Below are 13,484 nucleotides of genomic sequence, written 5' to 3' on the forward strand. Positions count from 1 at the left end.
CCGTGCCTGTCAGCCGTCTTGCGCCCGCGCTCCGCCCACCCCTATGCTGATTTTGTGCCGCAACTAAACAAACTGCGGACGGCCCTACCGGGGGGACCTGGCGGAGACACCGCCCCACCCGCGTCGGCCCGCCTCCGTACCGCGCTGACCGTGTTCTTCGCCCTCGACGGTTTCCTCTTCGCCGGCTGGGTGGTCCGTATCCCGGCCATCAAGCAGCAGACCGGCGCCTCCGCCTCCACCCTCGGCCTCGCCCTGCTCGGCGTCTCCGCGGGCGCCGTGATCACCATGATGCTCACCGGCCGCCTCTGCCGCCGCTACGGCAGCCACGCCGTGACCGTGGCCTGCGGGGTGCTGCTCCCGCTGAGCATCGCCCTGCCCGCGCAGACCCATTCGGCGCTCTCGCTCGGCCTCGTCCTGCTCGTCTTCGGAGCGGCGTACGGCGGCATGAACGTGGCGATGAACAGCGCGGCCGTCGACCTGGTCGCCCAGCTCCGCCGACCGGTGATGCCGAGCTTCCACGCCGCGTTCAGCCTCGGCGGCATGGTCGGCGCCGGACTCGGCGGGCTGGTCGCGGGCGGCCTTTCCGCCTCGACGCACCTGTTCCTGCTGGCCGGTATCGGCCTGCTCGTCACCGCGTTCGCGGGACCCGCGCTGCTGCGCAACCGCCCGGCCCGTACGGCGCCCGAGCCGCGCACGACTCAGCGGCAGCCCCAGCGGAAACTCGACCCGCGGGCCCGCCGGATCGTCGTGCTCTTCGGTGTGATCGCCCTGTGCACGGCGTACGGGGAAGGCGCGCTGGCCGACTGGGGCGCGCTCCACCTGGAACAGGACCTGGACGCCCACCCCGGCCTCGCCGCCGCCGGATACGCGCTGTTCGCCCTGACGATGACCATCGGCAGGCTCACCGGGACGATGCTCCTGGAACGGCTCGGCCAGACCCGCACCCTGGTCCTCGGCGGTGCGGTCGCCGCGGCCGGGATGCTGCTGGGCTCGCTGGCCCCGACCGTCTGGCTCGCACTGGCCGGATTCGCGGTCACCGGCCTGGGGCTGGCCAACATCTTCCCGGTCGCCGTGGGCCGGGCCGGTGAACTGGCCGGACCGAGCGGGGTGGCCGCCGCCTCGACGCTCGGCTACGGGGGCATGCTGCTGGGCCCGCCCGCGATCGGCTTCCTGGCCGACTGGTTCTCGCTGCCGGTGGCGCTGACGACGGTGGCCCTGCTGGCCGCGGGGGCGGCCGTACTCGGGTACGGGGCCCGCAACGCGACGCACGCCTGAACGGCGGCCCGCTGCCCACCCCCTGGCACAATCCGGCCATGGAGATCACCGAGCACATCGCGTCCCTGTCCGAGGAAGGGCGGCTCCTCGCGGCGGCCGCCGAACAGGCGGGCCCCGGGGCGTCGGTCCCGACCTGTCCCGGCTGGCAGATACGCCACCTGCTGCGCCACACCGGCATGGTGCACCGCTGGGCGGCCGACTTCATCACCGAGGGCCACACCACGCCCCGGCCGGACGGCGGTGAACCGGACCTCGACGGCGCCGAACTCCTCGACTGGTTCCGGGCGGGCCACCGCCACCTGGTCCGGTCGCTGGAGGCCGCCCCCGCCGACCTGGAGTGCTGGACCTTCCTGCCCGCCCCCTCACCCCTGGCGTTCTGGTCCCGCCGCCAGCTGAACGAGACGACCGTGCACCGGGTGGACGCGGAGTCCGCGCTCGGCGGGCCGCTGACGACGGTGGACGCGGACCGGGCGGCCGACGGCATCGACGAACTCCTCAGCGGCTTCCACGCCCGGCCCAAGAGCCGGGTCCGCTCCTCCACCCCGCGCACGCTGCGGGTGCGGGCCGTGGACACGGACGCGGTGTGGACCGTACGGATCTCGGAGGAACCGCCGCAGGCCGTACGTACGTCAGTCGGCGCCGAGGCCGAGGACGGCGGACCGGGCCCGGACGGCGGCGGCGGCCGCGCGGACTGCGAGCTGAGCGGGACGGCGGAGGGCCTCTACCTCACCCTCTGGAACCGCCTGCCGCTCACCGCCGTCACGTTGCGCGGCGACCGCTCGGTGGCCAGGCTCTGGACGGACAACTCAGCGGTCACCTGGTGAACTTGGGCGGGGCCGGGGGGGGGTGGGTCGGGCAGCCGGTGGGAGCCATGCACGGGGCCCGGGGCCTGGGGGCCGGTGCATGCCCGGCGGCCGGTGCGGGCCAGCCAGCAGCGAGTGCGGGCCGGACGCCGATGCGAGCCGGACGCGGGGCATGACGGTGCGGGCCGGACACGGGGCATGAGCCATGGGGCCCGGTGCCCCGGTGCGGGCCAGGCACGGGGCATGAGCCATGGGGCCCGGTGCCCCGGTGCGGGCCAGGCACGGGGCCGCACGCTTGCCGGGCGCGCGGCCGGACTGTGAGACTGCGGCCATGGGGGAACGGCGGACGCAGGCGGAGCGGGACGCGATGACGGTCGAGATCGGTTACGCGCTGGCCACTTCCGCCGTACTGGCCGGCCTCACCTTCTCGGCGATCTCCGCACCCGCCCTGCTTCTCCTCGACCTCGGCCGCCCGGCACGGACGGTGGTCCTCGGCCTCGCAGCGGCGGCCGCCGTACTGGCCTTCGCCACACGGGTCGCCCATGTGCTGTGGCGCTTTCCGCGGCGGGAGGGCCGCCGCCTGGGCGGCCCGGCCCCGGACAGGCCGACCCGCTCCGGCACCGCCGACTCCGTTACGTAGCACGGCGCATCCGATTCCCGTACGTATGGACGGCGCATCCCGCGACTCAGCCGGTGGCCGGGCCCCCGCGCAGACCGACCGAGCGGGCCAGCTCCCCCGCGGCCTGCCGGAAGAGCTCCTCGCGCGCCTCGACCATCCGGTTGAACTGACCGAAGAGCTCGAACGAGATCAGGCCGAAGAGCTGGGCCCAGGCGGCGACGAGGGCCGGCGCGACGGCGGGCGGGAGGTCCGGTGCGATGTCGGCGGTGAGCCGATCGGCCTCGGCGCGCAGCTCCCGCGCGAGCGGCGGCAGGGCCAGCCCGCCGTCCTGGAACGCGTCGCGGATGAGGCCGATGAGGACCATGCCGACCCGGGAGGCGGGGCCCACCGTGTCCATGGGGGCGCTGTAGCCGGGGACGGGTGAGCCGTAGATCAGGGCGTACTCGTGGGGGTGGGCCAGCGCCCATTCCCGTACGGCACCGGCCACGGCGACCCAGCGGTCGGCGTACGGGGCGGGGCGGGGACGGGCCCGGTCGGCGGTGGCGCGGGCGGTCTCCGCGGCCTCGCCGATGGCGTCGTACGCGTCGACGATCAGCGCGGTGAGGAGGTCGTCGCGACTGGGGAAGTAGCGGTAGAGCGCCGAGGAGGCCATGCCCAGCTCGCGGGCAACGGCGCGGAGGGAGAGCTTGGCCGCGCCCTCCGCCGCCAGCTGTTTTCTGGCCTCGTCCTTGATGGCGGCGGTCACTTCTGCGCGGGCGCGCTCCCTGGCCCCTCGGATGGTGCTCATGGTGATCAGTCTGCCACGCGTTCAGAGCACCGAACCACAACGAGAGCAGTGCTCTTGCTTTTGAGCACCGATTCCGTGCACACTGATCTCAAGCGAGAGCACTGCTCACAAAATCAGAGCGCCGCTCTCCACCACCGGGATCATCTCGATCAGTCCACTGGTCCTCGATCAGTCCACTGGTCCACGCCTCTGGGGATCGCCATGTCGCAGCCGCAGCCGTACTACCTCCGGGCCGGTGCCACCGCCACCCGCCTCAACAACGTCATCGGCCGTCTCGCCCGGCACGGCCTCAGCCTCATGGGCTCCGCCGAGATGTCGGTACGAGGACGGACGAGCGGCCGGATGCAGCGCATCCCCGTCAACCCGCACTCCTACGAGGGCGCCCAGTACCTCGTCTCGGCCCGGGGCCACTCCCAGTGGGTGCGGAACATGCGCGTCGCGGGCGGCGGTGAGCTGCGCGTGGGGCGCAGAACCCGGGTATTCACCGCCGTGGAGATCGCCGACGACGCGGAGAAGGCGGAGATCCTCCGCGCCTATCTGAAGCGGTGGGGCTGGGAGGTCAACCAGTATTTCCAGGGCGTCACCGCGAAGTCCACGGACGCCGAACTCCTGGCGGCCTGCCCGGACCACCCGGTCTTCCGCCTCACGTTCGAGAGCTGACCGCGCCGAGCAGCTCCGCCACCAGGTCCACCACGAGCGCGGGCCGGGACACGAACGGTGAATGCCCCGTCGGCCACTCGCGTACACCGGTGCAGCGGGCGGCCAGCGCCCGTTGCGGGGCGGGGTCGATCGCCCGGTCCCCGGCGCGGACGACATACGTCGAGGGGGTCAGCTTCCAGCTGTGGTGCACCGGGACGCCCCGTCCGCACCCCGGGGCCTGCGGCCGCAGCAGGCCGACCGCACGGGCGGCGAGGGGCCCGGGGCAGTCGTCGTAGAGGACATCGGCCGCCCGGCCGGGATCCAGATGTGTCGTGCCGTCAGGCCCCTCCCCCGGCACGACCGCGTCACGCAGCTGCGCGGAGGCCCCGCCGAGAGCGGCCGCGCTCTCGCCCACGTCCGGTACGAAGGCCGACAGATAGACCAGGTGGCACGCTCCGCGCACCCCGGTGATCACCGACCCGCCGTAGGAGTGGCCGAGCAACAGCGGCTGCCGGTCCAGCGCATCGACGGCGGCCTGGACCGCTGCCGTATCAGCCGCCAGGGACCCTCGGTGGAGCTCGGGAACGACCACCTTGATCCCCCGCGCCCGCAGGCCGTCGGCGACCGCGGCGAAGTGTCCGGGGCGGTGGTAGAGCCCATGGACGAGGACCGCCCCGCCGCGCACCGGCCCCTTCAGCGGTCCATCGCGCTCAGCGCCCGCTGGGCCAGCGGGTGGGTACGGACCAGCTCGGCGAGCGACGTCGTGCCCCGGGTGATCCCGGCGAACGCCTTCCAGGCCGGGCGGAAGCCGGTCAGCACGGCGTGCAGCACCCCCGGGCGGCGCTCGAACAGCTTGAGCATGCGGCGGCCCACGCCCATCTCCACGCCGAGACCGGCCTTGATGGCGAAGGCGTAGTTGAGGGCTTGGCGGCGGGCGTCCACCGCATCGTGCGCCTCGGCGATCCTGACGGCCCATTCGCCCGCGAGCCGCCCGGAGCGCAGCGCGAAGGAGATGCCCTCGCGGGTCCACGGCTCCAGGAGCCCCGCCGCGTCGCCGCAGACCACGACCCGGCCACGGGAGAGCGGGGAGTCGTCGCTGCGGCAGCGGGTCAGATGGCCCGAGGAGATGGACGGCTCGAACCCGGCGAGGCCGAGGCGGGCGATGAAGTCCTCCAGATACCGCTTGGTGCCGGCGCCGTCGCCGCGCGCCGAGATGACCCCGACGGTCAGGGTGTCGCCCTTGGGGAAGACCCAGCCGTAACTGCCGGGCATCGGGCCCCAGTCGATGAGGACCCGGCCCGCCCAGTCCTCCGCCACCGTCGCCGGAACGGGGATCTCCGCCTCCAGGCCGAGGTCCACCTGGTCGAGTTTGACCCCGACGTGTGCTCCTATCCGGCCCGCGCTGCCGTCCGCGCCGACGACCGCCCGCGCCAGCACGGTCTCACCGCCGGCCAGCACGACCGCGACCGTACGCCGGTCGGGCACGGCGGGTCCGTGCTGCTCCACCCGCACCACCGAGGCGCCGGTACGCAGTTCGGCGCCGGCCTTCTGCGCCTCCTCCACCAGCCCGGCGTCGAACTCCGGGCGGTTGATCAGCCCGAAGAGCATGCGCCGGGAGCGGCGGGTGCGGGAGAGCTTCCCGTTGAGCGAAAAGGTGACGGCGTGGATGCGGTCCTTCAGGGGCAGTTCGAACCCCGGTGGCAGGGAATCCCGGGAGAACCCGATGATGCCGCCGCCGCAGGTCTTGTAGCGCGGCAACTCCGCCTTCTCCAGCAGCAGGACCCGTCGGCCCGCCACGGCTGCCGCGTACGCCGCCGATGCGCCGGCCGGTCCGGCGCCGACGACGACGACGTCCCACACCGACGACGACTCTTCGTTTTCCCGCCCGGCGTCTGCGTTCTCGCTGCTCACGATGTGCTTCTGCTCCCGATCCGACCAGTGGCCCCAAGCTGCTCACGGCATCCTACGGCGCGTGGTGACCGAGCCCCTCTGTGGGAGGATCGGCCATGATTTCGTCCTGCCTCGCGGCACCGCATCCACGGTGTCGCGGACGGGCGCGTACACACCGTGCCCTACCCATAACGTCGCACCCACGAGGAGCGTGCCCATGACCGCCCGCCCGATTTCCGAGACCGTCGCCTCGCTGATGCCCCGTGCCCGGGCTGAGCTCGCCGAGCTGGTCGCGTTCCAGTCGGTGGCGGACCCGGCGCAGTTCCCGAAGAGCGAGTGCGAGGCCGCGGCGAACTGGGTCGCGGACGCCCTGCGCGCCGAGGACTTCACGGACGTCGCCCTCCTCGACACCCCCGACGGCACGCAGTCGGTCTACGGTTACCTGCCCGGCCCGGCCGGTGCCCCGACCGTACTGCTCTACGCGCACTACGACGTGCAGCCGCCGCTGGACGAGTCGGCGTGGCTCTCCCCGCCGTTCGAGCTGACCGAGCGCGACGGACGCTGGTACGGCCGGGGCGCGGCGGACTGCAAGGGCGGGTTCATCATGCACCTGCTCGCGCTGCGCGCCCTGAAGGCGAACGGCGGTGTCCCGGTCTCGGTGAAGGTGATCGCCGAGGGCTCCGAGGAGCAGGGCACCGGCGGTCTGGAGCGGTACGCGGAGGCGCACCCGGAGCTGCTGGCGGCGGACACGATCGTCATCGGCGACACCGGGAACTTCCGGGTCGGGCTGCCGACGGTGACGGCGACACTGCGCGGCATGACGATGCTGCGGGTGCAGCTGGACACCCTCGAAGGGAACCTGCACTCGGGGCAGTTCGGCGGCGCCGCCCCCGACGCGCTGGCCGCGATGATCCAGCTGCTGGCCTCGCTGCGCGACGCGGACGGGACGACGACGGTCGACGGTCTGACCGGCGAGGCGGACTGGGACGGACTCCAGTACCCGGAGGCGGAGTTCCGGCAGGACGCCAAGGTGCTGGACGGCGTGGAGCTGATCGGCAAGGGCACGGTCGCGGACCGGATCTGGGCGCGCCCCGCCGTCACCGTCATCGGCATCGACTGCCCGCCGGTGGTCGGCGCCACACCGTCCGTGCAGGCGAGCGCCCGGGCGCAGATCAGCCTGCGGGTGCCCCCGGGCCACGACGCCGCCGAGGCGGCGAAGCTGCTCACCGCCCACCTGGAGTCGCACGCCCCCTGGGGGGCGCGGGTCACGGTGGAGCAGGTGGGCCAGGGCCAGCCGTTCCGCGCCGACATGGACAGCCCGGCGTACACGGCGATGGCGGACGCGATGCGCGACGCCTACCCGGGCCAGGAGATGCAGTCCTCCGGCATGGGCGGCTCCATCCCGCTCTGCAACACCCTGGCGTCGCTCTACCCGGAGGCGGAGATCCTCCTCATCGGCCTGAGCGAGCCGGAGGCGCAGATCCACGCGGTGAACGAGAGCGTGTCGCCGGAGGAGCTGGAGCGGATGTCGGTCACCGAGGCTCTGTTCCTGCGCAACTACGCGGAGTCGAAGAAGGCCTGAACCTCGCGGATGCCCCCTGCCGACCCCGACAGGGGGCACCCGTCCGGGGCGGCTACGCCCTCGGGCTATCTCTCGTGCGACGGCGACAGTGACAGCGCCGACCTGACGTTGATCGACGCGGGTGACATCGAGGCGGCGGAAGCGATCGAGGACGCGGTACGTGGGTTCGGCCTCGACCCCGGCCGGATCGGCCGCATCGTCCTCACCCACGGCCACCGCGACCACTACGGCGCCGCCCAGGAACTGGCGGACCGCCACGGCGCCGAGATCCTCGCCCACCCGCTGGACGCGCCAGTGATCCGGGGCGAGGTCCCCGTACCGGAACCGGACCTCCTCGACTGGGAACGGCCGCTGTACGAGCACGGGCTGACGGTCCCCGATCCGCCGCCCACCCGGGTCGACCGCGAGGTGGCCGACGGTGAGGTGCTGCCGTTCGGCGGTGGCGCCCGGGTGGTGCACGCGCCCGGTCACACGCCGGGGTCCATCGCTCTCCATCTGCCGCGCTAGGGGGTCCTGTTCACCGGGGACTGTGTGGCGGGCGTCGGGGAGGTGATGCGCTGAGTCCGTCGGCCAGGGACACGCATGCGGTCCGCGTGGCGTCCAGGAGCCTGGTGATCAGGAAGTGCGGGGCACCGCCTTCGTCCAGTGCGGCAGCGGCCTCGGCCGGCCGGGCCTCCAGGACGTGGCGCAACGGGTCGACGTCCACGTAAGCGCAGGTCGTCGGAGAACTCCAGCACCGTGGCAGGCACCAGGACATCGGATGGCTGCTCATCAATGCTCATGTCGGGCTTCTCCTCCGGCACCAGCGCCCTTGCCCGTGAATCCGGTAAGTCGCGCCTGGGCGGGCGGGCCGCCCGTCAGCCCACCGGGACGCCCGCTTCCAGGTTGAGCACCGTGGACCGCTCGCGCGCCCGCAGGGCCCAGCGCAGCCGCTCGTAGCGGGTCGGGGGAAGCATCCCCGCCGCCTCCCGCTCCGTGACGAAGCGCCAGCCGCGCAGCTCGGAGCCGGGGAGCAGCAGCCGGCCGGCGTCCTCGGTCCGCAGCAGCCCGCCGTCGAAGAGGAAGCGCAGCCCGCCGTAGCCGGGCGGGGTGGGCGGCTCCCAGTCGACGAGAAGCAGGGTGGGGACCCGGTCGAGTCGGAGCCCGGTCTCCTCGGCGACCTCCCGTATCCCGGCCTGGGCCGGGGCCTCGCCCTCCTCCACGACCCCGCCGGGGAACTCCCAGCCGGGCTTGTACGTCGGGTCGACGAGGAGCACCCGGTCCTGTTCGTCGAAGAGCAGCACCCCGGCCGCGACGGTCGCGGCGGTCGGCCGGGGGCTCTGGACGATCTCGCACGGTCCGGCGGCGCCGGTGCGGACGGCCTCGGCGATCCGCTCGGCGGTCTCGCGCGGGGTGAGGGCGCCGTTGTCGACGACATGGGCGTCCTCGGTGATCCAGCCGAGCGCGTCCTGGTAGGGCCCGATGTGGTCGTACGCCCACCGGTTGACCCGCTCGCTCTGCTCGCGGTCCCCGGGGTACTCCACCCGGCTCGCTATCCGGCTGCGCAGGATCGTTTCCTCAGGTGAGAGCAGCACATGCCGGACCGGGATGCGCCGGGAGGCGAGCCCGCCGAATATCTCGTCCCGGTACTCCTGTCTCAGCAGCGTCATCGGCACCACCAGCACCCCGGGCGCCTCGGCGAGCAGCGCGGCCGCCGTGTCCACCACGAGCCGCCGCCAGATCCTCAGGTCCTGGAAGTCGCCCACCTCTGCCAGCTTCTTCTGGGGCAGCAGCCCGCGCAGTCCGGCCCCGGTGAGTTCCGGGTCGTACAAGGTGCTGTTCGGGATCAGATCGATCAGTTCGCCCGCGACGCTGGTCTTGCCCGCGCCGAACGCACCGTTGATCCAGACGATCACGGTTCCCCCTCTTCCGTAGCCCCCTGTGGCTTGCCCGCAACACCCTGCCGGGGAAACCCCGCCGTGGCGACGGCGTCGCCGGAATGAGAGGGTCCGGGCCGGTTTGGGGGTCCGATGGTACGAAGCCGGGTTCGGGGGCAGCCGTATCCATGACGGACAAGGCTCGTTGAGCAGGTAATCGCCAGGCCTACGGCATGGGCCGGCGGCACAGGACAACTGGGGGTGCGCCGTGCGGCGGACAATTCTCGAACGGTTCCCGGCAGGAGATCCCCGCGGCAGCCGGGCGGCCGAGGAGTTCGCGGCCGCCCGCCGCGGCGAGGGCCTGGCGGCGGAGGTCGTGATGAATCTGGACCAGGACGTCTTCCTGGTGGTCGTACCACAGCAGCCCGCGGACGCGGGGCGCTGACGGGGTGCCAGGCGGGCTGTGGTGGTTGCCCGCCTGGCGGACGGGGCTTCCGGCAGCCTGTGACGGGCGCTCACCCTGACGAACGGGGTGCCCGGCGGGCCGTGCTGGATGCTCGCCGGACGGACTCGGTGTCCGGCAGCCTCCGTGGACCCCGCCTGACGGACGAGGCGCCCGACAGCCTTCGGCGGTGCCCCGCCTGACGAACTCGGCTCGCGACGACCGTGATTGGGTTCTCGACCTGGGGAACTCGGCGCCTGGTGACCCTCGGTGGGTGCCCCGCCTGACGAACGGGGCGCCCACCGAAGGCAGTCGCGCCCGCGCTAACGCAGCGCGATCGCCGCGGCCGCCGCGCCGACCAGCCCCGCGTCCGTGCCCATCACGGCGGGCGCGACCGTGAGGCCCCGGACGAACGAGAGCGTCGCGTAGTCGCCCAGGCTGCGGCGCAGCGGCGCGAAGAGCACGTCTCCCGCGCCCGCCACTCCCCCGCCGATCACCGCGATGTCGATCTCGACCAGGGTGGCGGTGGCGGCGATGCCGGCCGCGAGCGCCTGGGCCGCCCGCTCGTACGAGGCGATGGCGACCTGGTCCCCGGCGCGCGCGGCGGCGGCCACGGCGGCGGCCGTGGTGTCGCCGTCCGGGCCGGGGAGCCAGCCGCCCTCCAAGGCCCGGCGGGCGATGTTCGGGCCGCTGGCGATCCGCTCCACACAGCCGCGCGCACCGCACGGGCACGGGTCGCCGTCCAGGTCGACGCTGATGTGGCCGATGTGACCGGCGTTGCCGGAGGGGCCCGGGTGCAGCGTGCCGCCGAGGACCAGGCCACCGCCGACGCCCGTCGAGACGACGAGGCAGAGCGCGTTGTCGTAGCCGCGCGCCGCCCCGAGCCAGTGCTCGGCCGCGGTCATCGCGACCCCGTCGCCGACCAGGGCCACGGGCAGCCCGCCGATCGTCTTCTGCACCCGCTCCACCAGCGGGAAGTCGCGCCAGCCGGGTACGTTGACCGGGCTGACCGTGCCCGCACCCGCGTCGACCGGGCCCGCGCTGCCGATCCCCGCGGAGCCCGCACGGTCCCACAGCGGTGAGGCCGTCAGCTCGCCGAGCACCTCGTCCACGGCACCCATCACCGCCTCGGCACCCTCCCGGGCGGGCGTCGGCCGCTGCGCCCGTACGAGGAGGTTTCCGTCCCCGTCGACCAGGCCGCCGGCGATCTTGGTGCCGCCGATGTCGAGTGCGGCGACGAGGTCGGTATGCATCGGTGTGGCTTCTCCGGATGAGTGAAGGGCGGGACCTGCGGGTTCAGTCAATAGTCTGCACAGTCTCCCTGGGGTTGACAACGTTGTCCAGGGCCTATGCTCGAAGCCACAGCCTCCGTTCGTCTCCGCAGCAGGCTCCGCGGGCCGTCCGGAGGTGCCCGTTTGCCGCCCGAACGCCGCCCGAATCCCCTACCGTCACCCCGACCCGCCCCCTCGAAATCCGACGTCTCGCCCGTATCCGACGACAGGACAGCGCACTGTGGACCGGACCACCCGCCATTCCGAGACCCGTTACGGCAACCGGCCGACCATGAAGGACGTGGCCGCCCGTGCCGGAGTGGGCCTCAAGACGGTCTCCCGGGTGGTGAACAGCGAGCCCGGCGTCACGCCCGACACCGAGCGCCGCGTGCAGGAGGCGATCGACGCCCTGGGCTTCCGCCGCAACGACAGCGCCCGGGTGCTGCGCAAGGGGCGTACGGCCTCGATCGGCCTGGTCCTGGAGGATCTGGCGGACCCCTTCTACGGCCCGCTGAGCCGCGCCGTGGAGGAGGTGGCCCGCGCGCACGGGGCCCTGCTCATCAACGGCTCCAGCGCCGAGGACCCCGAGCGCGAGCAGGAGCTGGTCCTCGCCCTGTGCGCCCGCCGGGTGGACGGTCTGATCGTGATCCCGGCGGGCGACGACCACCGCTATCTGGAGCCGGAGATCAAGGCGGGCATCGCCACGGTCTTCGTGGACCGCCCGGCGGGCCGGGTCGACGCGGACATGGTGCTCTCCGACAGCTTCGGCGGCTCCCGGGAGGGCGTGGCCCACCTGATCGCGCACGGCCACCGCAGGATCGGGTTCATCGGCGACCAGCCCCGCATCCACACCGCCACCGAGCGCCTGCGCGGCTACCACGCGGCCATGACGGACGCGGGGATCACCGTCGAGGACTCCTGGGTCTCGCTCGGCACCACCGACCCCGGCCGGGTCCGGGCGGCCGCCGAGGCGATGCTCGGCGGGCCCGAGCCGGTCACCGCGCTCTTCGCGGGGAACAACCGGGTGACGGTGACGGCGGTCCGGGTGATCGCGGAGCAGGAGCGGCCGGTGGCGCTGGTCGGGTTCGACGACATCGAGTTGGCCGACCTGCTCGGGATCACCGTCATCTCGCAAGACGCGGCGGCCGTCGGCAGGACCGCGGCCGAGCACCTGTTCCGCCGCCTCGACGGCGCCGACCACGCCCCCGCCCGGGTGGAGCTGCCGACCACCCTCATCCCGCGCGGCTCGGGCGAACTGCCGCCCGCCTGAGCACCGCCCGGTCCCGGTCGGCCCCGCGCACGGAACTCCCGAGCCCCGCCAGGTGAGCCCTGTCGGACCACGTACGGAACGCCTGAGTCCGGTCGAGGCCGTCAGGCCCCCGCGCGGAACCCTCCAGTCCCCGCACGAAAGCCTCAGGCCTCCGCGCGGAACTCCCGCCTCAGCAGCGCCAGGAGCCGTGCCGGCGCGTCCTCGGGGGTCGCATGGCCCGCCCCCTCCAGCCAGTGCAGCTCGGAGTGCGGGATCAGCGCGTGCAGCTGCTCGGCGAAGGGCGGCGGCAGGAAGCCGTCCTCGCGCCCCCAGATGATCCGGGTCGGCACCGGTACGGACGCCAGCAGATGCTGGAACTCGTCGGTGGCGGCCTGCTCCAGCTGCCCGTACTGGCGGTAGTACGCCGCCCTGCCCTCTTCACCGCGCCACGGGTCGAGGTGGGCGGCGAGGACGTCCGGCCGGTAGCCGGAGTGGCTCGCGAAGCGCAAGTGGCTCTCGGCCAGCGCCTCGTGGGCGTAGACAGGCAGCTGCTCGAAGACGGGCGTGTTCTCGCGTACGAGCCGGAACAGGCCGGTCCCCCAGTCGCCGCAGGCCACCGAGTCGACCAGGGTGAGGTCGGCGTACCGCGCACCCTCCAGCAGCAGCGCCCGCAGCGCCACCGCCCCGCCGATGTCGTGGGCGATCACCCTCGGGCTCTCCAGCCCCCAGTGGTCCAGGAGCCCGGTGAACACCTTTGTGTGCGCGGGCAGACGGAGATCCTGCCCCTCGCGCTGCTCCGACTGCCCGAAGCCGAGCAGGTCGAAGACGTAGACCTGGTGGTCCTGGGCGAGCGCCGGTGCGATCTCGCGCCAGATGCGCGAGGAGAACGGGGTGCCGTGGAGCAGGACGACCGGGTCGCCCTCCCCCAGCACGTCCCAGCGGACCGTCCCGTCCGGGGTCTCGAATGTCCTGGTCAGCTGTCCGTTCATGACACGCCTCCTGTTGTCGGGTGCAGAACCTGCCGGACTCTCGACGTTACTAGAGCAAGCCGATTGCCGGTAACGTTGGTAA

The 13,484-nt window shown here is 73.2% G+C and carries 13 protein-coding genes and 1 pseudogene; 8 read left to right on the plus strand and 6 right to left on the minus strand.

Features of this window, described 5'->3' with window-relative positions; genetic code table 11:
• The first annotated feature begins 150 nt into the window (after nucleotides 1-150).
• From GTY67_RS01820 to GTY67_RS01830, 3 genes are all read left to right on the plus strand, one after another.
• Entirely contained in the window at nucleotides 151-1,275 is a 1,125-nt protein-coding gene (locus GTY67_RS01820) for an MFS transporter (RefSeq protein ID WP_161277543.1), read from the plus strand.
• A gap of 38 nt (nucleotides 1,276-1,313) precedes the next feature.
• Nucleotides 1,314-2,099 carry a maleylpyruvate isomerase family mycothiol-dependent enzyme gene (locus tag GTY67_RS01825; RefSeq protein ID WP_161277544.1) on the plus strand — a complete coding sequence of 262 codons (786 nt, stop codon included), beginning with the start codon at nucleotides 1,314-1,316 and terminating at the stop codon, nucleotides 2,097-2,099.
• Nucleotides 2,100-2,409: 310 nt separating this feature from the next.
• Nucleotides 2,410-2,718: a DUF6332 family protein gene (locus GTY67_RS01830; protein ID WP_093694186.1), complete on the plus strand. Its 309-nt coding sequence runs from the start codon at nucleotides 2,410-2,412 to the stop codon at nucleotides 2,716-2,718.
• A 46-nt stretch (nucleotides 2,719-2,764) separates the two neighbouring features.
• Here GTY67_RS01830 and GTY67_RS01835 read toward each other — a convergent pair whose 3' ends face one another.
• Nucleotides 2,765-3,484, minus strand: coding sequence for a TetR/AcrR family transcriptional regulator (locus GTY67_RS01835; RefSeq protein ID WP_093694185.1), 720 nt, complete (start codon nucleotides 3,482-3,484; stop codon nucleotides 2,765-2,767).
• A 201-nt stretch (nucleotides 3,485-3,685) separates the two neighbouring features.
• On the opposite strand from GTY67_RS01835, the gene GTY67_RS01840 reads away from it, so the two are divergent.
• The gene (locus tag GTY67_RS01840) at nucleotides 3,686-4,144 is read left to right on the plus strand and encodes a nitroreductase/quinone reductase family protein (protein WP_093694184.1); all 459 of its coding nucleotides are present in this window, start codon (nucleotides 3,686-3,688) and stop codon (nucleotides 4,142-4,144) included.
• Here GTY67_RS01840 and GTY67_RS01845 read toward each other — a convergent pair.
• Together GTY67_RS01845 and GTY67_RS01850 are read right to left on the minus strand one after the other, a co-directional pair.
• Nucleotides 4,128-4,808, minus strand: coding sequence for an alpha/beta hydrolase (locus tag GTY67_RS01845; RefSeq protein WP_161277545.1), 681 nt, complete (start codon nucleotides 4,806-4,808; stop codon nucleotides 4,128-4,130). The two genes, GTY67_RS01840 and GTY67_RS01845, sit on opposite strands and share 17 nt — an antisense overlap.
• A gap of 8 nt (nucleotides 4,809-4,816) precedes the next feature.
• Entirely contained in the window at nucleotides 4,817-6,034 is a 1,218-nt protein-coding gene (locus GTY67_RS01850) for a geranylgeranyl reductase family protein (protein WP_093694183.1), read from the minus strand.
• Nucleotides 6,035-6,230: 196 nt separating this feature from the next.
• On the opposite strand from GTY67_RS01850, the gene GTY67_RS01855 reads away from it, so the two are divergent.
• Together GTY67_RS01855 and GTY67_RS01860 are read left to right on the plus strand one after the other, a co-directional pair.
• A complete protein-coding gene (locus GTY67_RS01855; protein WP_161277546.1) occupies nucleotides 6,231-7,595 on the plus strand; it encodes a dipeptidase in 1,365 nt (454 codons plus the stop codon).
• A gap of 9 nt (nucleotides 7,596-7,604) precedes the next feature.
• A pseudogene (locus GTY67_RS01860) lies at nucleotides 7,605-8,099 on the plus strand (MBL fold metallo-hydrolase); the annotation flags it as partial.
• Nucleotides 8,100-8,452: 353 nt separating this feature from the next.
• On the opposite strand, the gene GTY67_RS01865 reads toward GTY67_RS01860, so the two are convergent.
• Complete coding sequence (locus tag GTY67_RS01865; protein WP_161277547.1) at nucleotides 8,453-9,490, minus strand: NUDIX hydrolase; 1,038 nt, start codon at nucleotides 9,488-9,490, stop codon at nucleotides 8,453-8,455.
• A gap of 229 nt (nucleotides 9,491-9,719) precedes the next feature.
• On the opposite strand from GTY67_RS01865, the gene GTY67_RS34410 reads away from it, so the two are divergent.
• Nucleotides 9,720-9,896 (plus strand): hypothetical protein, encoded by a 177-nt coding sequence (locus GTY67_RS34410; protein ID WP_176727615.1) that lies wholly within the window; start codon nucleotides 9,720-9,722, stop codon nucleotides 9,894-9,896.
• A gap of 320 nt (nucleotides 9,897-10,216) precedes the next feature.
• On the opposite strand, the gene GTY67_RS01870 is transcribed toward GTY67_RS34410, so the two are convergent.
• Nucleotides 10,217-11,146, minus strand: a complete 930-nt coding sequence (locus GTY67_RS01870; protein WP_161277548.1) for an ROK family protein — start codon at nucleotides 11,144-11,146, stop codon at nucleotides 10,217-10,219.
• Between the two features lie 259 nt (nucleotides 11,147-11,405).
• Here GTY67_RS01870 and GTY67_RS01875 point away from each other — a divergent pair, with 259 nt between their 5' ends.
• Complete coding sequence (locus GTY67_RS01875) at nucleotides 11,406-12,434, plus strand: LacI family DNA-binding transcriptional regulator (protein WP_093694179.1); 1,029 nt, start codon at nucleotides 11,406-11,408, stop codon at nucleotides 12,432-12,434.
• A gap of 143 nt (nucleotides 12,435-12,577) precedes the next feature.
• Here GTY67_RS01875 and GTY67_RS01880 read toward each other — a convergent pair whose 3' ends face one another.
• Nucleotides 12,578-13,402 (minus strand): alpha/beta hydrolase, encoded by an 825-nt coding sequence (locus tag GTY67_RS01880; protein ID WP_161277549.1) that lies wholly within the window; start codon nucleotides 13,400-13,402, stop codon nucleotides 12,578-12,580.
• Nucleotides 13,403-13,484 lie beyond the last annotated feature (82 nt).

It is taken from the genome of Streptomyces sp. SID8374, assembly GCF_009865135.1.
Taxonomy (GTDB): domain Bacteria; phylum Actinomycetota; class Actinomycetes; order Streptomycetales; family Streptomycetaceae; genus Streptomyces.

Coding starts and splice junctions, on each gene's coding strand:
- GTY67_RS01835 (WP_093694185.1), bottom strand. CDS start 3,484: ATGAGCACCATCCGAGGGGCCAGGGAGCGCGCCCGCGCAGAAGTGACC.
- GTY67_RS01840 (WP_093694184.1), top strand. CDS start 3,686: ATGTCGCAGCCGCAGCCGTACTACCTCCGGGCCGGTGCCACCGCCACC.
- GTY67_RS01870 (WP_161277548.1), bottom strand. CDS start 11,146: ATGCATACCGACCTCGTCGCCGCACTCGACATCGGCGGCACCAAGATC.
- GTY67_RS01880 (WP_161277549.1), bottom strand. CDS start 13,402: ATGAACGGACAGCTGACCAGGACATTCGAGACCCCGGACGGGACGGTC.
- GTY67_RS01825 (WP_161277544.1), top strand. CDS start 1,314: ATGGAGATCACCGAGCACATCGCGTCCCTGTCCGAGGAAGGGCGGCTC.
- GTY67_RS01855 (WP_161277546.1), top strand. CDS start 6,231: ATGACCGCCCGCCCGATTTCCGAGACCGTCGCCTCGCTGATGCCCCGT.
- GTY67_RS01830 (WP_093694186.1), top strand. CDS start 2,410: ATGGGGGAACGGCGGACGCAGGCGGAGCGGGACGCGATGACGGTCGAG.